Below are 18,470 nucleotides of genomic sequence, written 5' to 3'. Positions count from 1 at the left end.
CATGCCCAGCCGTGTTTTGATGGAAAGTTTGCTGCATGGATGTCGTCCCCGCTAGAAGCGGTAGGAACCGAGAAACAGGAACATGTCCCAGTGCCGCGACAGATCATGGGTGTTGGGATTATCCAGCGTCGAGAGCCATGCGGTGCCGTTCACGTGATGGTACTCGGCGCGCAGCATGAATTCCGGGGTGACGTTCCAGCGCAGGCCGGCGGTCAGATCCTTGGCGAAACGGGTATGGCGCAGCCCCGCCCTGCCGGGATCCGCCCTTTCCCACTGCTTTCCGTGGGGATCGTCCCGATCCGTGTGCTGGACATCGTAGCGGACGATGGCTTCCCACTCCGGAGTAAGGCGGTAGGCGCCTTGAAAATAGTAGCTTTCTCCCACGAAACTGGTATCCACGGTCGGATGGAGCTTCTTGTACTGCAGAAAGCGCAGCGCATACTCGGACGTCAGGCTCCAGCGCTCGGCGTTGTACTGTGCCGAAAATACCAGAGGAATGAAGCCGATGGTGCCGTCGTTGAGTCCATCGCCCGCCCCCGGCAGGTAGCGGATGTTGAGCTCGGAGACGCTGACGGCGAGGCGCACGCGCCCCCCGTCCAGATCGTAGTTGACGCGGCCGGTGTAAGAGATTTCCGGCGCCAGACGCCCCGGCAGCTGTTTCCCGAATACGGCGGCCTCGGCCTCGTCGCCCCTTACCAGGGGGCGCACCAGTCCTCCCTGGAAGGAGAAGTCCCCGAAATCGGTACGATACTCGCCATAAAAATGCACGCCGTCCGCGGCAAGCGCGAGTTTTCGGGTACGATCGAAGTAGATCGACTGAGGCAGCAGCACGCTGGGCCGCGTGAAGGGGACGTCGCGGGTGTCGTTGTAGAATCCCAGGGGCGTCTTCATTCTGCCCAGCCGTATCCCCAGTTGTCCATCCTCTCCGGAGAAGTACGTGTAGTCCATGAATCCATAGTCGAGCCGGATATTGCCAGGGCTGCCCTTGCCCGCGGTGCGCGACAGCATCTGCGCAGAGAACTGAAGCGAAGTCAGCGGGCGCATCGAGGCGTTCAATCCCAGTTCCCTGAAATCGAAGCTGCCGCTGTCGGAACTGCTTTTCCCGAAGAAATTGTTCCTGTCCGATGTCATCAGCCACGATTGGCTGACGAAGCCATGAATCTGCAGGTTGTGCGGCAGCTTCGGCAGCGACGGCAGCTGCTGGGCCGGCACGGAAGCGCTCCCCAGGCAGGCCAGCAGCACGAGCAGGCCGGAGATTCCCGGGAAAACCCTTGAAGGATGACTATTTGATCTCGAGGACATTGACTCTGCCATCTATTTTGGATTTGACGAGATAGCCGATGGCCCCGCGTGCTGGCGACCTTGGTGAGCATCTCTTCCACGGAGGCGACGGTGTCGGGTGCCTGGCCGGTTCCGGAAAATACCAGTCGATCCCATGCCAGGCGCAGCTGATAGGGAAAGACGTTCAGCTTTTCCTTGGAGAATGCAATGTGCAGGGGGGCCTCGTCGGCCATGACGAACACCCGGATGGCGGTGCCGTCCGGCCAGGTGTGCTGCCGCATGCCGAAGATGGCGCGCAGAGAGCTTTTCGGCAGGGTTTTCTCGCGTATGCTGGCGTGGGTTATGATTTCATAAGACTCCGTGGCCCATGCCGTGTTGACGGCATGACTCATGCTGAACAAGAGGCAGAGCAGCAGCAGAACGGGTCGGGCGATGTGCGAACGGATGCTCACGGGTCGTATGGCGGATTCATTCCGCCCAGCGCGGTTCACGCTGAATCGGGATGGCTTCCAGCTTCGGCGGTGTGTGCTCGAGAAGACCTGGTTTCATGCCTGGTAAATGAAGATGACGGTGACGCCTATCATTGCGGTCACTTCTTGTCGGGTTTGCGGAAGACGGTTCTGTTTCTAATCCTTTTGCGGTGGCGGAAGCAACTCCTCCCATTCCAGGTTTCAGTTGACGATCTTCAGCGCATGCGGGAAACCCGGTCCGCGGTTGGGGGCAGATTTCCCGGATGCAGGTATGACTCTACCGTAATCTGTCACCAATTCCCAGAACTGGTTGTAGTCCTCGTGCATTCTGTCCAGCATCCTGTCCAGATCGACATAGTAAGGCCCGCGTTTTCCATGGTGCTCGATGAGCGGTCCGATCGGATCCAGTTGGAGTCCGTACAGGCCGAGCAGGCGGTTCAGGGATGGCTCCATCACGGACAGCCAGTGCGTGATGTCGCGTTCGACCGACATGCGTATGATGCCAACAGCGAGGGCGAGGAGAGGATGCGGGAAGCGACGTCTGTCCATCGGCTTCCAGGCCTCGACACTCCTGCCCTTTTCGATTGCGTCGAGCGGTTCGTCCCTGCGTCGCATGAACCGCCGCACGATGATCAGGCGCGAAATCTCGCCGAGATGTCTCCTCGGTATCCGGTTCATGTCGATGAGGGCAGGATCGAAGCGGGTATGCTGCTCGGTCGGAAACGCCCGCGCCGGATCCAGCGGATAGGGCAAAATCAGGCGCGCCGTTCCGATGAATTCGCCGGATGGACGGTGCCGCAGCAGTATGTGGGAGGAGTGGTGGTCGTAGCCGTCGCTCTCCATTTCGGTGGGATACTTGGACGCTTCGAAGCCGGGTGCGCGCTGCTCGACGCAGTATGCCTGATAACGGAGATGAAATGCCTGGCGCAGCAGTTGCGGGGAACGTGCATCGATGACTTCGAAGTATTCATGGAATGCTGCGACGACATCATTCATGGGAAGATGCTCCAGTTTGGAAGATGGTTTGCCGCTTCTGCCCGCATTAGGCATGCTCCTTGCGGGCGAGTGTCTCCTCGTGCGCTGCACCAGCCTGGATCCGAGCCTGCGCGACGATGGTGCTGCGATGCCTCCAGCTTTCCCGTGACGGCACTTTATGGATGAAGCGGGTGGAAGGTTGCTGGGCATTTTTCGCGTGGCACGTACCGTAGCGCGGACGTGCACGCCGTCATGACGGGCGTGTGAATCTGGCGACAGGCATCCAGATGGCAGCATATTAATCTGTCGCGCCACTGCTCGCAATGGATATCCGCGGATTTTTTCCGGTACCATGCGCCGCCGGGGCGTTGCCAGGGATTGGGGGGAACGGCATCTTCCGGCCATTGTGAAGGCGCGCCACGGCCGCCTGGAATCGGGCGGATTCCATCGATGTTTCACGAAATCGCCCTGTACGACACCCCGTTCGGATGCGAACGCCTCCTGATCGAGGAACGATGTGACAGGGCTGGGTACCGAACCGTCGTCGTCAGGCGGCGGGACGTGCTGCCTGGAATCATGATATGGGAGACAGGCCGGGCAGTCGGAGGAAGTGGGGGATCACGGTATTTCGAATCGTGTTATGGGGGCTTGAGACAATGTGGCGTAGTATTATGAAACAACGGATCCAATGCCATGGATAGCTGTAAGATTTTACAGCTGGGCAAGGTCGTGCAAATGCCGGCAGAGGGAGCGGGCGCCGACCGGCGGGCAGGGCGGGCCGGTCGCTCACCGGAGATCCCCCTCGGTTACCCATGGATTCGAAGTGCCCGTGTTCACGAAAGCCCTACATTTCCAGGGGGATGCGGGGCATCTTGAATAATCCATGCTGGGCCATGCGCAGGGGCGAATGCTTCATTCGGCCCGCTGCTTTTTCACGGTGGCAAGCAGATCGTCGAGAATGGGGCCGGAATCGAGGAGTTCGCTGGCGCCTGCGTGGAATTCTGGATGCCACTGGAACGCGACCACGTAGGACTCTCCCCGCATGCGGATGGCCTCTATGATGCCATCATCATCGGAGATCGCCTCGACCAGCAGATCGCGTCCCAGCCGGCGGATCGCCTGGTGGTGGATACTGTTGACCAGTGGGTGATTCGCACCTTCGTAAAGCTTCGCCAGACGGGAGCCTTCCTCGATGCGGATGGCGTGCCGGTGCTGATCGTACAGCGCAGCGTCCACGTGCGGGATGGCACCGGCATGTTCGGTGGCGATGTCCTGGTAGAGGCTGCCGCCCAGCGCCACGTTGATGAGCTGCAGGCCACGGCATATGCCTAGTACGGGTTTGCGCTGCACCACGCATTCCCAGAACAACTCGATTTCATACAGATCCCGTACGCGGTCGCCGGACCATTCGGGGCGCAGCGGAGTTTCACCATAGGAAGCGGGACTGACGTCGGCCCCTCCCTGCATCACCAGCCCGTCTATTTCCTTCACATAGTCGCTGATGCGCACGCTGGAGCGCTCCACGCCTCCCGATTCGATGGCCGGAAGCATGAACACCAGCGCGCCGCGGCGCATGATCCAATGGGCGACGCTCTGTTCCAGGTACTGCAGGGTTTTATTGCGGAAGCCCAGTTCCGCGGGTGGGTGGTGCAGAATGCGGGGCGACAGGCCGATGCGCAGCGGGCGTGCCATGTCGGTCGTTGCGATGAATGCTCAGCTGCCCATCCACAAATCGGCTTGCAACTGCATGACGTCGCCGAGATTGTGTTCGCGTGCGTAGGCTTGCCGCAACCAGTGCGCGCCATTGCCCGCGACGAGCATTTCGCGGATGCGCTCCATCGCCTCCGTCGAGCCCAGTTCCGCGGCGTGGCCGGCAATCCGCCCCAGCATGCCGGCGATATCGTCGCGGATGCTGCGCCGTTCATGGGTGCGCGGGTCGATGAAGATTCCGTCGAGTCCGAAGCGGCAGGCCTGGAAACGATTGAAGGTGTACACCAGGTAGTCGTCTTCCTCGGGGGCGATGCACAGCTCCACCATGATGTAGCGCGCCATCGCCTGGATGTAGCAGGCGATGGCGGCGGCGACCTCGATGGTGAGCGGAGTGTCGCACACGCGGATTTCAATGGTGCCGAATTCCGGCTTGGGACGGATATCCCAGTAGAAATCCTTCATCGATTCGACCACGCCCGTGCCGGTCATCTTGCCGAAGAACTGCTCGAAGTCGCTCCAGCGCAGCAGGAACGGTGCCCGGCCGCTCAGGGGAAAGGAGAAGACGGAATTGAGGCGCGCCGAGGCAAACCCCGTATCATGGCCCTGCACGAACGGCGAACTGGCCGACAGTGCAATGAAGTGCGGGATATAGCGTGACAGCATGTGCATGAGATGCAGCGCCTCGTCCGGTCCGGTGCAGCCGACGTGGACATGCTGGCCGAATATCGTGAACTGCTTGGCCAGATAGCCGTACAGTTCCGACAGGTAGTTGAAGCGGGGGGCATCGTAGATCTTTTGCTCGCTCCAGTGCTGGAACGGGTGGGTGCCGCCGCCGGACACCGCGACATTGAGGAAGCGGCCGGCATCGGAGACCACGTCGCGCAACGCCCGGAGTTCCCTGACCAGCGCGCTGTATTCGTGCTGCACCGAGGTATTGATCTCGATCATGCTGCGAGTCATCTCCGGCTTGACTTCGCCTGGATGAGGAAATTTCGCGATCCTGCGCAGCATGTCGGGTGCCGAGGAAACCAGGTTGTAGTCGTTGCAGCCGAGCAGCTGCAATTCCAGTTCCACGCCGATGCTCAGGGGCCGGGAAGGCGCGAAGGGCGTCAAGCTCATACCTTATCCTCCGGGGTCTCCCCGGCGAATCGAAGCGCTTTCTGCACCAGGATGGGGCCCGCGAACTCGAGGATGACGATGCAGCTCATGAGTATCAGTCCCATGCCCGAAGCGAAGGCGGGAAACAGCGCATTCGTGTCCAGCGTCAGCAGGAGGGCGACGCTGGACATGGGTGCGAGGGCAATGCCCAGGGCCGTGGCCTGGCGCAGCCCGATGCCGCTGTAGTGTCCCAGCATGAGTACCGCCAGCCCTTTCGTGACCAGGCGCACGCCGATGAGCGCCAATACCAGTCCCAAACCCGAACGCAGGCCGCCCAGGTCGGCGGCGAGACCGTTGGCGATGAACATCAGCACCACCAGCACTGCCCCGGCGGAGCCGAAGTGGGGAGGGAAGGTGCGCGTACGCCTGCGTTGATAGCGCGTGATCAGACCGGCAGCCAGCAGCACCAGGATGGGGCTGAGCTTGAGCGTTGCGGCCATGATGGTCGCAAAGGCGATCATGCCGAACAGGATGAAGGAAAACGTCTCCTCGTGTCGTCCCACGTGATGGTGGATACGTTCGAATGTGATACCGAAGAGCCATGCCAGCAACGCCGATCCACTGATGAGGTAGAGTGGGGGCAGAATGGAGTGGATGAGACCCATTCCGGCTTCGCCGTACATCAGCGCCACGGCCAGCTTGTGGAAGACCACGGCGTAGATGCAGTTGAGCGCGGCCATGAGCAGCAGCCGATCGGTTACCTGGCCTTGCGCGCGCGCTTCGGTCACGGTGCGCACCGCGATGGCGGGGGAAGTGGCGATCATGATGGTGGCGACCACCACCGCGGCGATGGAGGGAACGCCGAACCATGACAGCAGGCAGAATACGGCGACAAAGGTTGCGGATGCTTCCAGCAGGCTGGTGGCCGCGATCCAGGGATTGGCCTTGAGCCAGCGCAGATTCACCCTGCTGCCCAGTTCGAACAGCAGGATACCCAGCGCCAGATCGACCACCAGCCGCCATCCGGCGTCCGGCAACTGGGGAATCAGGTTGAGCCCGCCGGGTCCCAGCAGCAATCCGGTGCCGGTATAGCCGACGATGCGCGGCATTCTCGCGTAGCGCACCAGCGCCTCGCCCACCAGTACCGCTACCACGAGGGACAGCGCCAGCCAGAGTGCCGGACTGGGGGACAGCGGCCAGAGCGGCAGGTAGCTGGACCAGGTCATGCGGGTCCTCGTGCGCATGAATGCGGGAACCCCGATCCAGCGCCGCCAGGTGTTGCGATCAAATGCATCCGATTCCCTTCGGGGGGGTGCGCATGCCCAAGCCGTGCACAGGAGTCTTTCGCAGGTGTATTCCCTTTGGGTGAAGAGCAGGGAGACGTTCCGATATCAACCTCGATCCTGGATACCGTGCCCGGGAGATGCGGAATTATAAACCAGGAATCGAAGAGGGGCATGTCCTCGCATGCTCATCCTTTTTCGAGCGGATGGGTGGAAAAACGCAGCGACAGGTCGATCGCACGCACGTCCTTGGTGAGACTGCCCACCGAAATCCTGTCCACGCCGGTCAGCGCCACCGCGCGGATGTTCTCCAGCGTGATGCCGCCCGATGCCTCCAGTATCGCCCGCCTTCCGGGCCGCTCGCCGTTCAGGCGTACCGCCCGGCGCAGGTCCTGCAGACTGAAATTGTCCAGGAGCACCATGGCTGCGTCGGCGTCGAGCGCCTGGCGCAGAGCCTCCAGCGTCTCCACTTCGATCTGGATGAAGACTTCCGGCGGCGCGGCATTCCGCGCCGCTGCCAGGGCCGCGGCTATCCCGCCCGCCGCGATGATGTGGTTTTCCTTGATGAGCACACCGTCATGGAGTCCCATGCGGTGATTCACTCCTCCCCCGCAGCCGACCGCGTGTTTTTGCGCCAGCCGCAGTCCCGGCAGCGTTTTGCGGGTATCGACGACGATCGCGCCGGTTCCGGCGACCGCATCCACGTAGCGTCGGGTTTGCGTGGCCACTCCCGACAGCAGTTGCAGGAAATTGAGTGCGGTGCGCTCTGCGGTGAGCAGGGTGCGCGCATTTCCGGAAATGCGGCACAGTTCCTGCTCCGGATGGACGGCCATGCCGTCCCGTATCCGCCAGTGCACGCCGGTGTCCGGGCGCAGGTGATGGAAGCACGCGTCGAACCAGCCGCTGCCGCAGAGGGTGGCATGCTCACGGCTGATGACGCTGGCAATGGCGGTCTCCCCGGGGGGGATCAGCCGCGCCGTGAGATCGCCCGGGCCGATATCCTCGGCGAGTGCGCGTTCGACGTTACATTTGATCTCGGCTTTCAGATCCATGGCGATCCCGATGGGTTCATCTATGCAGGGTGGCATTCTAACGGAAGACGCCGCATCGGGTTTGGCGCATCATCTTGAATTTGCCGCCGTTCCCCCTATATAACCGTTATTCGTCTCCCACCCGAGGAAAATACCATGCGATTCGACAAGCTCACCACCAAGTTCCAGCAGGCGCTCGCGGACGCGCAAAGCCTCGCGCTGGGTCAGGATCATGCCTATATCGAGCCCCAGCACCTCCTGCTCGCGCTCCTGCAGCAGGAAGATGGTGCCACGGTGTCGCTGCTGCAGCGGGCTGGGGCCAATGTCCCTCCCCTGCGGGAGGCACTCAGGAAAGCCGTGGAACGCCTGCCGCGGGTGGAAGGAACCGGCGGCGAGATCGGTACCTCGCGCGAGCTTGGCAACCTCTTGAACCTGGCAGACAAGGAAGCGCAGAAGCGCGGCGACCAGTTCATCGCTTCCGAATTGTTCCTGCTGGGAGCGTGCCAGGACAAGGGGGAGACGGGCAGCCTCCTGAGGCAGCACGGCGCGAGCCGTGCGGCGCTGGAGCAGGCCGTCGACGCCGTGCGCGGCGGGGAGCGCGTCGCCAGCGCGGAAGCCGAGGGCAGCCGCGAGGCCTTGAAGAAGTATACCCTCGATCTCACCGAGCGGGCACGCAGGGGCAAGCTCGATCCCGTGATCGGACGGGATGACGAGATTCGCCGCACCATCCAGGTGCTGCAGCGGCGCACCAAGAACAATCCGGTGCTGATCGGGGAGCCCGGCGTGGGCAAGACCGCCATCATCGAGGGACTGGCGCAGCGCATCGTCCATGGCGAGGTGCCGGAGACCCTCAAGAACAAGCAGGTGTTGTCGCTGGACATGGCCGCGCTGCTGGCCGGGGCCAAGTACCGCGGCGAGTTCGAGGAGCGCCTCAAGGCGGTGCTGAAGGAGATCGCGCAAAGCGAGGGCGGCATCATCGTCTTCATCGACGAATTGCACACCATGGTGGGAGCGGGCAGGGCGGAAGGCGCGATCGACGCCGGCAACATGCTCAAGCCGGCGCTGGCGCGCGGCGAACTGCACTGCGTGGGCGCGACCACACTGAACGAATACCGCCAGTACATCGAGAAGGACGCGGCACTGGAGCGGCGTTTCCAGAAGGTGCTGGTGGAGGAGCCCAGCGTCGAGGCCACCATTGCCATCCTGCGGGGGCTGCAGGAGCGATACGAAGTGCATCATGGGGTCGACATCACCGACCCCGCGATCGTTGCGGCGGCCGAGTTGTCCCATCGCTACATCACCGACCGCTTCCTTCCCGACAAGGCCATCGACCTGATCGACGAAGCGGCCGCGCGCATACGCATGGAGATCGATTCCAAGCCGGAGGCCATGGACAGGCTGGATCGGCGCCTCATCCAGCTCAAGATCGAGCGCGAGGCGATCCGGAAGGAAAAGGATGAGGCGTCGCGCAAGCGCCTGGGCCTGCTGGAGGAGGAGATCGCAAAGCTGGAACGCGAATACGCCGATCTGGAAGAGATCTGGAAGGCGGAGAAGTCGCAGGTGCAGGGTACCCAGCACGTCAAGGAGGAAATGGAGAAGATCAGGCTGGAAATCGATGCCGCGACCCGCAGGGGCGACTGGCAGAAGGTCTCCGAGCTGCAGTACGGGCGGCTGCCGCAACTGGAGGCCCAACTGCACGCGCAGCTCGGCAGGCAGGAGCAGGAGGAGGGAGAGCACAGGCCCCGCCTGCTGCGCACGAAGGTGGGAACGGAGGAGATCGCGGAGGTGGTGTCCCGCGCCACCGGCATTCCCGTCTCCAAGATGATGCAGGGGGAGCGCGAGAAGCTGCTGCACATGGAGGCGCGGCTGCATGAGCGCGTGGTCGGACAGGACGAGGCGGTGCGCCTGGTGTCGGATGCCATCCGACGTTCGCGCGCGGGGCTGGCCGATCCCAACCGGCCCTACGGTTCCTTCCTGTTTCTGGGGCCGACCGGCGTCGGCAAGACGGAGCTGTGCAAGGCGCTGGCGGGCTTCCTGTTCGACGCCGAGGACCACCTGGTGCGCATCGACATGTCCGAATTCATGGAGAAACACTCGGTTGCACGGCTGATCGGCGCACCGCCCGGCTACGTCGGCTACGACGAGGGTGGCTACCTGACCGAGATCGTGCGCAGGAAGCCCTACTCGGTCATCCTGCTGGACGAGGTCGAGAAGGCCCACCCCGACGTCTTCAACGTGCTGCTGCAGGTGCTGGACGACGGGCGCATGACGGATGGACAGGGACGCACCGTGGATTTCAAGAACACGGTGGTGGTCATGACTTCCAACCTCGGTTCGCAGATGATCCAGCAGATGTCGGGCGATGACTACCAGGTCATCAAGCTGGCGGTGATGGGGGAGGTCAAGGCCTACTTCCGGCCCGAGTTCATCAACCGCATCGACGAGGTGGTGGTGTTCCATGCGCTGGACGAAAAGCACATCCAGTCCATTGCGCGCATCCAGCTGCGCCATCTGGAGGCGCGGCTGGCGCAGCTGCAGATGAGTCTCCGGGTGGCGGACGAGGCCCTGGCGGAACTGACGCACGCCGGGTTCGATCCGGTATTCGGCGCCCGTCCGCTGAAGCGCGCGATCCAGGCGCACATCGAGAATCCGCTGGCGAAGGAGATCCTGGAAGGCCGTTTCGTCGCCGGCGACACCATCGGCGTCGACTGCCGGAACGGGATCATGGCTTTTTCGAAAGCATGAAGCCGTTCCCTCCATGTTTCCGGCAGCGCAACGGGTCGATCGGAGACCCCCTCCTGGAGCGGCGACCGGGGCGGTATGGCGAATCTGCTTGGGTGTTGCAAGATTCAGGTAAAATATCGGTTTTCTATCGGACAAGCACATGCGCAGCATGATCAAGGGCAGCCTAGTCGCCATCGTGACTCCCATGCAGGAGGACGGCACGCTGGATCTGGAGGCCTTCCGGGCGCTGATCGACCATCACGTGAGCGAAGGTACCGATGGCATCGTGGTGGTCGGCACCACGGGCGAATCCCCGACGGTCGACTTCGACGAGCATGCCTTGCTCATCAGTACCGCGGTCGAGCGTGCGGCGGGGCGCATACCGGTGATCGCCGGCACCGGCGCCAATTCCACGCGCGAGGCCATCGACCTGTCGGTCTATGCGAAAAAGGCAGGGGCGGATGCGAGTTTGTCCGTGGTGCCATACTACAACAAACCGACTCAGGAAGGGCTGTACCGGCATTTCCGGGCAGTGGCCGAGGCGGTGGATCTGCCGCAGATTCTCTACAATGTGCCGAGCAGGACGGTGGCCGACCTGGCCAACGAGACGGTGCTGCGGCTTGCCGGGATTCCCAACATCGTCGGCCTCAAGGATGCCACGGGAGACATGGGCCGCGGCTTCGATCTGCTGTGCCGGGCGCCGCAAGGCTTCGCCGTTTACAGCGGCGATGACGCCAGTGCGCTGGCGCTGCTGCTGCTGGGAGGGCACGGCGTGATCTCGGTGACCGCCAATATCGCGCCGGGACTCATGCACCAGATGTGCAGCGCCGCGTCTGCGGGAGATCATGCCGCTGCCCGGGCTGTCAATGCGAAACTGTCGCCCCTGCATCGTGACCTGTTCATCGAGGCCAATCCCATTCCCGTGAAGTGGGCGGTCGCCCAGACGGGATTGATGCAGCCGGGCCTGCGCCTGCCCCTGACGCCGCTGCTGGAGTGTCACCACGAAACCGTCCGGAATGCGATGCGGCATGCTGGAATAGCGGCATAGACGGATGAATGGATGGAATGCAATCCCTAGTCCCTAGGAACCTCGGGTCGCGTGTCAGCCGGCTGGCAGCCGGCGTGCTGTGTCTCGCGATGATGGCGGGGGCGGGCTGCCACCTGCTTCCCGAGGGGAAGAAGATCAGCTACAAGTCGGCGGGCAAGCTTCCACCCCTGGAGGTCCCGCCGGATCTGACCGCGCCGGGGAGCGACGACCGTTACATGGTGCCCGACGTCAGTCCGTCGGGAAGCGCCGTCTTTTCCGTCTACAACAGGGAGCGCAACCGGCAGGGCGACGGAGGAGGCACTTCCATCCTGCCCATGGCCGCGAACGAGGTTGCAGTGCGCATGGAGCGTGCCGGCACGCAGCGCTGGCTGGTCGTCCAGGCGGAACCGGAAGCGGTGTGGCCGATCGTGAAGGAATTCTGGCACGAGCTGGGGTTCATCATCAAGGTGGAGTTGCCGGAAGCCGGCGTGATGGAGACCGACTGGGCGGAGAATCGCGCCAAGATTCCGGATGACCTCATCCGTACCGCGCTTTCCACCATCCTGGACAGCCTGTATTCGACCGCCGAGCGGGACAAGTTCCGTACCCGGCTGGAGCGCGGGGAGGGGGACTCCACTGAGGTCTACATCAGCCATCGCGGCATGGAGGAAGTGATGGAAGGCAATGTGCGCACGGTCTGGCAGCCCCGCAAGCCCGATCCGGAACTGGAGGCCGAGATGCTGGCGCGTCTGATGGTGCGCTTCGGCGTCGAGGAGGAGCGTGCCCGCACGATACTGGCGGGTCCCGGGACTCTTCAGGAGCGTGCGCGCATCGACCACGACAGGGGCGGAATACTCGTCCTGAACGAGGCGTTCGACCGATCCTGGCGCCGCGTCGGACTGGCGCTCGATCGCATCGGTTTCACGGTCGAGGATCGCGACCGCTCCCATGGCGTTTACTTCGTGCGCTACATCAATCCCGATGTGGACAACCGCACCGCAAAGGGTGGCGTGCTGTCGAAGCTCTTTTTCTGGCGGGACGACAACGTCGAGCATCCGGATCAGTATCGGATTCAGATCGGCGAGGCGGGAGCAGTCAGCGAGGTGCGAGTGCTCGACAAGGACGGCGAGCCGGAAGAGTCCAGTATCGGGCGCAGGATACTGAGCCTGCTGCATGAACAGCTGAAGTGACCCGGACCTGCCCGGGGCCTCCGGCGCATGCGGCTGCCACGCCGGTGCGGCGCGGGAAGGCGGAAGGGATGGATGTCGGATGAGATGAACATGCCGATGACGCTGTCCGTTGCGCTTGCAACCTACAACGGTGAGCGTTACCTCGCAGAGCAGCTGGACAGCATCGCCCGCCAGACCCGGCTGCCCGACGAACTGGTGGTCAGCGACGATGCCTCGGCCGATTCGACCCGGGACATCGTGGCGGATTTCATCCGTCACGCGCCCTTCCCGGTCAGGCTGCTGGTGAATGCCGAACGCCTCGGTTCGACGCGCAACTTCGAGCGTGCCATCCGGGCGTGCGCGGGCGATGCCATCTTCCTGTGCGACCAGGATGACGTCTGGTATCCGTCCAAGGCCGCCCTCATCGAGCGACGCTTCATGGACGATCCCGGAACGGTGCTGGTGTTCACCGACGCCGATGTGGTGGACCGGAACCTGAATCCGCTGGCGCTGCGCCTGTGGGAAGCGATGCGATTCCGTCAGCCGGAACGGATGCAGATCGAGGCGGGGGATGCCTTTTCCGTTCTCCTCAGGCGTTATCTCGTGACGGGCGCCACCCTGGCGTTTCGTTCCCGCTACCGGGACCTCCTGCTTCCCATCCCCGAGGTGTGGGTGCACGACGCCTGGATCGCCATGCTGCTGGGTGGCGTGTCCCGTCTGGCGGCGCTGTCCACACCCCTGATCGCCTATCGCGTGCATGACGCCAATCAGATCGGCCTTCCGCGCCGCGGAATGAACCGCGGCAAGACGTGCGCCATGGTTCACGGTCCGCAGGTGCTCCGCTATGAAAGAATCCTGGCGCGCCTGCGGGAATTCCAGGATCGTTATCCGGAAAGCGGTGACAACCTGTGCCGCCTGGAGGGAACGCTCGCCTTCCTGCGCAAGGTGGCCGTACTGCCGGACGCGCGCTGGCGCCGTCTGCCCGGTGCGCTGCGGATATTGGCCTCGAAGGACTATCATCGCTACGCCCGGGGATTCAGGAGCTTCCGGCAGGATCTGCTGCGCTGAAAAATATCCCGGCCATTCCGATTCGTGCATGGCGACCGGAACGCTTTGCGTTATACTCCATCCGGATAGCCGTACTTACCAAGTTTGCTCCATGGGAGGATTCATGACGGACGGAATCACCCCTGCCGCCTCGATGCCTCGTTCCTGACCGTACGCTGCCGACCGCCCGCTATGTCCTCCTTCTTCATGGATGCCCTGTCGAGATTGCTTGCAGCGGCGTACAGCGTGCGGGGCGGCTACACCCGCGTGAGTGTCAGGGGACAGTCCATCCGCATTGCGGTGGACAACATACGCACGTTCCAGCGCGCCCGGACCTATTCCATCAAGGAACCGGACACGTTGCAGTGGCTAGACGGCTTCGAACCCGGCTCGGTTTTCTTCGACCTGGGTGCGAACATCGGCCAGTATTCGCTTTACGCCGCCAAGAAATTCGGCGGGACGGTCCAGGTGTACGCCTTCGAGCCGCAATGCATCAATTACTACCTGCTCAACAAGAACATACAGCTCAACCGGCTCGACGGGCAGATCACCGCCTACTGTACCGCGCTCTCGGGCGTCAGCGGTTTCTCCAGGCTGTACGTTCCCAAGTTCATCGCAGGGGGAAACCGCTCGCAATTCGGCAAGGAGGATCTGGTGGCGATGAAACGCCCCGCCAGCCATGTGCAGGGCATGTTCGGGGCGACCCTGGACGATCTGTGCGAGAAATGGGGGTTGCCCTGTCCCAATTACATCAAGATCGACGTGGACGGTATCGAGATTCCCATCATCAAGGGTGCAGAGAACACGCTCAGGAATCCCCGCCTGCGCTCGGTGATCGTCGAGCTGGGGACAGCCGAGGAGGAAGAGGAAGCCATCAAGCTGTTCGAGCAGGCCGGGTTCCGGGTGGCACACACCTCGACCCGCAACTGGGGAGAGACCTGCTTCGTGTTCGAAAGGGATCCGCAGTCCGCCTGAGGCAACCGCGTCCGCACTTGCCGGAGCCCCAGCCTAAGTGGGGTTCTTCTCGGTCTTGTGCACGCCGCGCAGGTTGAGGGCCGCCAGGGCGAACTGCAGCCCCAGTACCGCGAAGGCCTGTGCATGCCAGCCCCAGATACCCCATAGCAGGTTGCTGAACAGCGACAGCCAGAATCCGACATGGCGTCTTCCCTTGGAAGCGGACGTCAGCATCCACACCGCCAGGATGTTGACCACCATCGCAGGCCACTGCAGCAGGGATGGATCGATCATCTCCGCCCTCGTCCGGCAAGGGGTGGAGGGCCGGGCTCAGGTGCCTGTCCTGTCTCCCCGCGGAATCGTCGTCCGACAATCATCGCCGCTCAGGACGGCTTGTGCGATCGGCGTCCGGATCCCGATTTTTTCCCGCCGCCGGAAAGCTTGTTTTCCGTGGCCCAGGCACGGCGTTCCGCCTCCTTTCTGGGGACGCCTTCCCGTTTTTCATAGCCTTCCTGGATGTGCGCCACGCGCCGTTTCTGCTTGTCCGTATAGGACGACTTGTCGCCTCTTGGCATGATGACCTCCTGGCAAATATGAATTTTCATTTCCCGGGCCCTGTATTCCGTCCCATCGAGCCGCCCGGAGAAAGGCTCGCTGCGGACGTTGATTCCCCTGCCCTGGCCGCTCCCTTCTCTTTCGAGGGAGGAGACTGCTTCATCGAACCGGTCAGCGACTTGCAGTCGTGGTCCTCGCCCGGCCCGGTCTCGATCAGGGGGATGAGCGCGGCCAGCGGGGTGGCGAAGACGCCCAGCAGCACTGCCGCGCCCGCACGCAGCGCCAGCATCTTGTCGGGATAGACCTTCGGCTCCTTGAAGGTGCCCGCCAGATGAACCGGGGTGCGCAGCGCCGAAATGCTGACGTCCTTCGGTTCGGGAGAGAATTTCATCTTCAACGTTTCCTCCGCGAGATCGATCTCGCCTTCTCCCAGGATATTGGTATCTGCGGTATCGATGACGAAGGCCTCGCTCTTCATCGTGCCCTTGGTGATGGCGAAGTCGGCGACGGCACAGCGCAGTTCGACGTTCCTGTCACCGATCACGAGAAATTTCAGCATTTCGGCACCATCCAGGCCTGCGATCTCGAGCAGCATGTTGCTGATCCTGCCGCCGGACATGATCAGTCCGAAATGACCGTCGGCGGATCCCAGAAGCTCGCCTACCGATCTTCCCGCACTCGCCAGTCGCGCTCTGCCTCCGATCAGCCCGCGGCTGTCCCGGATCAGATCGTTCTCCGGGAACAGCCGGGGCAATGACAGTCTCCTGACTTCGACCCGGGCTTCGGCGCGGGGCGGGCTGGCATTGCTGTCCACCTCGACCTGTGCATCGATGTGCCCTTCCGCCACGCCGAAGTCCGCATCGAGCTTCATGACACCCGCTTGGACGCGAGTGTGGGACGCCAGGCGCTCGACCGGAAGATTTCTGTTGCGGATGGACTCGCCCCTGAATCGAACATCCGCATCCATTGCCTGCAGGCGCTCCACACTGAAGGTTTTGTCCGGCAGCACGCGGTGGCGCTGGGCCTCCAGGGAGGCTTTCTTTGCCTTTTTCTCCGCCGGATCATCCTCGGGCTGGGCTCCTCGTCGTGCTCCCACGAATCCGCTCAGATCCTGCAGGTCGAGCATGCGGGACGATACATTTCCGGAAAGCCTGGGGCGGGGGCCGCCCGTCTCGAAGGACATATCGCCCGCGAGGTCGCTGTTGCCCACCCGTCCCGCGAAATCCTTCAGCGCCCATTCCGTACCGTGATGCACCAGCCTGCCTTCCACCCGGTAGGGAGGAGAGGGGAAGATCACGACCCCGACGATGGGATACAGGGCCGCAAGATCGTTTCCTTCCAATGTCAGATCGATATCTGCTGCAGAGAGTGACTGGAGCCCGGTGAGCGTGCCATCGAACCGGGCATGGGTGCTGCCAATCCGCACGTTGCCGGCGATCGGATACGGCATGCCGGCATCACTCATCGAGACTACCTCGCCGCCTTGCACGTCCGCCAGGAATTCCAGCCCCTTGAATACGCCTTCCGCCTTCACGTGGATGGGGGTGGCGCGGGCGTCAGCCGAAGGTGCGTGCGGTGACACCTGCGCCGTGATCGCCGTATCGCTGACCGGATCGAGGAAGGCGAGCATGCCGTGGTCGAGCGTAAGGCGCCCGATCTGGGGGGGCTTCGTTTCCTTTTCTTCGCCGAAGATCCAGTTGGGTTCCCCCGTACGGCTTTTTTCCAGCAGAATGTCCGGGCGTGAGATCGATACTTCCGGAAGGACGATGCTCCCTCCCAGCAGCTTCCATAGGTCGATGCGGAAGGAAAGCCGACGGATGGTCAGCATGGGGCGATCGATCCCCCACTCGGCATTTCCGAACGACAGGTCTTCGACCTGGATGCGAGGGATGAGGGAGGGCGAGACCTCCAGGTTTCCCCCGATCCTGAAGGAGCGGCCCGTGCTCCTTCCCACCTGCCGCTCGATGTAGGGTTTCAGGATGTTCCAGTCGAAGGTGGCAATGACCGCCATTGTCGTGATTCCCAGGATCATCACGAGAGCGGTCAGAATTTTCCGGGATTGCGCTTGCATGAAGAAGATGGAAGGGAAGGCCACGCGAAGCGCGGGACCATTATTGACAGTGTAGTGTCGCCTGGTGCGCCACTCGGTACGTCAGCGCACATACTCCCGCCAGGGCGGCGGTGGCTCCGCATCAGCCGGAGCGGAGACGGAAAAGATCAGGAGGAATGCCGGGTGAAGCGGGAACGGGCGGGCGCCTCGCGCAGACGCTGGATGTCGCGCGAAAGCCGGTCGAACTCCTTGCGCATGACGTGGTAGCACTCGCAGACGTGCCTTTCCAGTCCCTTTCGGTCCAGCACCTGGATGTGTCCCCTCCGGTAACGTATCATGTTTGCGTGCTGCAACCGGCCGGCAGCCTCGGTGATGCCCTCGCGCCGCACTCCCAGCATGCTGGCGATCAATTCCTGCGTCATGGTCAGGTCCCCATCGCCGAGCCGATCCAGCATCAGCAGCAGCCAGCGGCACAGTTGCTGCTCGATCGTATGATGACGATTACATACAGCCGTCTGCGATATCTGAGTCATCAGCGTCTGGATGTATCGCAGCAATACGTGCTGGAGGGTTCCTCCCCGATGGAATTCGCGCAGCATCAGCGTCGTGCGCATGCGGTAGCCATGGCCCGCGGTCTGGACGGTCGCCCAGTTGGACAGCGTTCCGCTGCCCATGAGGAGCGAGACCCCCAGCATGCCTTCGTTGCCTATGCTCGCGATTTCCGAGGAAGCGCCGTTCTCCAGGATGTAGTGCATGGAGAGGATGGAGGAAACGGGAAAGTACACGTACTGAGGCTGGCCCCCATGCTCGTGGAGCATGTCTCCCAACGGCATCTCGACGGACTCCAGATGAAGGGCGAGACGCTCGGATTCGGTCGCGGGCAGAGCGGCGAGCAGTTCGTTCCGGTCAAGCCGATGTGCGTATGAACCGGGCATGCATTTGCGATGAAACCGATAATCGAATCACATCCAGGCCGCAACAGCATGAAATCGTGGTGTATCGACCGCCGTTCCCTGCTATCCTGACTTCAGCGAAGCATCATAGCACCTCGATTATCGGACTTCCATGATTGTGCGATACCGCACATACCATGGAT

General features: G+C 62.6%; 16 protein-coding genes. 5 read left to right on the top strand and 11 right to left on the bottom strand.

All coding sequences use genetic code 11. The features are described 5' to 3' along the window. Window positions 1-51 precede the first annotated feature (51 nt). The 7 genes from BT108_RS03350 to nadC all read right to left on the bottom strand — a co-directional run bounded on the left by BT108_RS03350 (window position 52) and on the right by nadC (window position 7,869). Complete coding sequence (locus tag BT108_RS03350; protein ID WP_255369592.1) at window positions 52-1,212, bottom strand: OprO/OprP family phosphate-selective porin; 1,161 nt, start codon at window positions 1,210-1,212, stop codon at window positions 52-54. Beyond that, window positions 1,131-1,733: a hypothetical protein gene (locus BT108_RS14085; protein WP_255369591.1), complete on the bottom strand. Its 603-nt coding sequence runs from the start codon at window positions 1,731-1,733 to the stop codon at window positions 1,131-1,133. The genes BT108_RS03350 and BT108_RS14085 overlap by 82 nt, the downstream gene beginning before the upstream one ends. 219 nt (window positions 1,734-1,952) lie before the next feature. Further along, a complete protein-coding gene (locus tag BT108_RS03340; RefSeq protein WP_072293125.1) occupies window positions 1,953-2,747 on the bottom strand; it encodes a PEP-CTERM/exosortase system-associated acyltransferase in 795 nt (264 codons plus the stop codon). A gap of 891 nt (window positions 2,748-3,638) precedes the next feature. Continuing rightward, on the bottom strand, window positions 3,639-4,418 hold the full coding sequence (locus BT108_RS03335; protein WP_072293124.1) for a gamma-glutamyl-gamma-aminobutyrate hydrolase family protein: 780 nt from the start codon (window positions 4,416-4,418) through the stop codon (window positions 3,639-3,641). 21 nt (window positions 4,419-4,439) lie between these two features. Beyond that, complete coding sequence (locus BT108_RS03330; protein WP_072293123.1) at window positions 4,440-5,555, bottom strand: YbdK family carboxylate-amine ligase; 1,116 nt, start codon at window positions 5,553-5,555, stop codon at window positions 4,440-4,442. After that, window positions 5,552-6,760 carry a cation:proton antiporter gene (locus BT108_RS03325; protein WP_072293122.1) on the bottom strand — a complete coding sequence of 403 codons (1,209 nt, stop codon included), beginning with the start codon at window positions 6,758-6,760 and terminating at the stop codon, window positions 5,552-5,554. Before BT108_RS03325 ends, BT108_RS03330 begins: the two co-directional genes overlap by 4 nt. 245 nt (window positions 6,761-7,005) lie before the next feature. Beyond that, window positions 7,006-7,869: a carboxylating nicotinate-nucleotide diphosphorylase gene (nadC, locus tag BT108_RS03320; protein ID WP_083566144.1), complete on the bottom strand. Its 864-nt coding sequence runs from the start codon at window positions 7,867-7,869 to the stop codon at window positions 7,006-7,008. Window positions 7,870-8,004: 135 nt separating this feature from the next. Here nadC and clpB point away from each other — a divergent pair, with 135 nt between their 5' ends. The 5 genes from clpB to BT108_RS03295 all read left to right on the top strand — a co-directional run bounded on the left by clpB (window position 8,005) and on the right by BT108_RS03295 (window position 14,790). Continuing rightward, window positions 8,005-10,593: an ATP-dependent chaperone ClpB gene (clpB, locus tag BT108_RS03315; RefSeq protein WP_072293120.1), complete on the top strand. Its 2,589-nt coding sequence runs from the start codon at window positions 8,005-8,007 to the stop codon at window positions 10,591-10,593. A 148-nt stretch (window positions 10,594-10,741) separates the two neighbouring features. Further along, window positions 10,742-11,620 (top strand): 4-hydroxy-tetrahydrodipicolinate synthase, encoded by an 879-nt coding sequence (gene dapA / locus BT108_RS03310; RefSeq protein ID WP_072293162.1) that lies wholly within the window; start codon window positions 10,742-10,744, stop codon window positions 11,618-11,620. A 17-nt stretch (window positions 11,621-11,637) separates the two neighbouring features. Next, a complete protein-coding gene (gene bamC, locus BT108_RS03305; protein WP_369816912.1) occupies window positions 11,638-12,789 on the top strand; it encodes an outer membrane protein assembly factor BamC in 1,152 nt (383 codons plus the stop codon). Window positions 12,790-12,861: 72 nt separating this feature from the next. Beyond that, window positions 12,862-13,836 (top strand): glycosyltransferase family 2 protein, encoded by a 975-nt coding sequence (locus tag BT108_RS03300; protein WP_255369590.1) that lies wholly within the window; start codon window positions 12,862-12,864, stop codon window positions 13,834-13,836. Between the two features lie 171 nt (window positions 13,837-14,007). Then, window positions 14,008-14,790 (top strand): FkbM family methyltransferase, encoded by a 783-nt coding sequence (locus BT108_RS03295; protein ID WP_072293119.1) that lies wholly within the window; start codon window positions 14,008-14,010, stop codon window positions 14,788-14,790. Window positions 14,791-14,823: 33 nt separating this feature from the next. Here the strand turns inward: BT108_RS03295 and BT108_RS03290 are convergent, their stop codons facing one another. The 4 genes from BT108_RS03290 to BT108_RS03275 all read right to left on the bottom strand — a co-directional run bounded on the left by BT108_RS03290 (window position 14,824) and on the right by BT108_RS03275 (window position 18,309). After that, window positions 14,824-15,063, bottom strand: a complete 240-nt coding sequence (locus tag BT108_RS03290) for a hypothetical protein (protein WP_072293118.1) — start codon at window positions 15,061-15,063, stop codon at window positions 14,824-14,826. An 89-nt stretch (window positions 15,064-15,152) separates the two neighbouring features. Further along, window positions 15,153-15,344 carry a hypothetical protein gene (locus BT108_RS03285; protein ID WP_072293159.1) on the bottom strand — a complete coding sequence of 64 codons (192 nt, stop codon included), beginning with the start codon at window positions 15,342-15,344 and terminating at the stop codon, window positions 15,153-15,155. A 26-nt stretch (window positions 15,345-15,370) separates the two neighbouring features. Then, the gene (locus BT108_RS03280) at window positions 15,371-17,395 is read right to left on the bottom strand and encodes an AsmA family protein (protein ID WP_083566162.1); all 2,025 of its coding nucleotides are present in this window, start codon (window positions 17,393-17,395) and stop codon (window positions 15,371-15,373) included. A gap of 146 nt (window positions 17,396-17,541) precedes the next feature. Next, the gene (locus BT108_RS03275) at window positions 17,542-18,309 is read right to left on the bottom strand and encodes a Crp/Fnr family transcriptional regulator (protein ID WP_072293116.1); all 768 of its coding nucleotides are present in this window, start codon (window positions 18,307-18,309) and stop codon (window positions 17,542-17,544) included. Window positions 18,310-18,470: the final 161 nt, after the last annotated feature.

Origin of the sequence: Nitrosovibrio sp. Nv17 (genome assembly GCF_900119085.1) — a bacterium.
GTDB lineage: Bacteria > Pseudomonadota > Gammaproteobacteria > Burkholderiales > Nitrosomonadaceae > Nitrosospira.
This window is presented reverse-complemented; position numbering and strand designations above follow the sequence as displayed.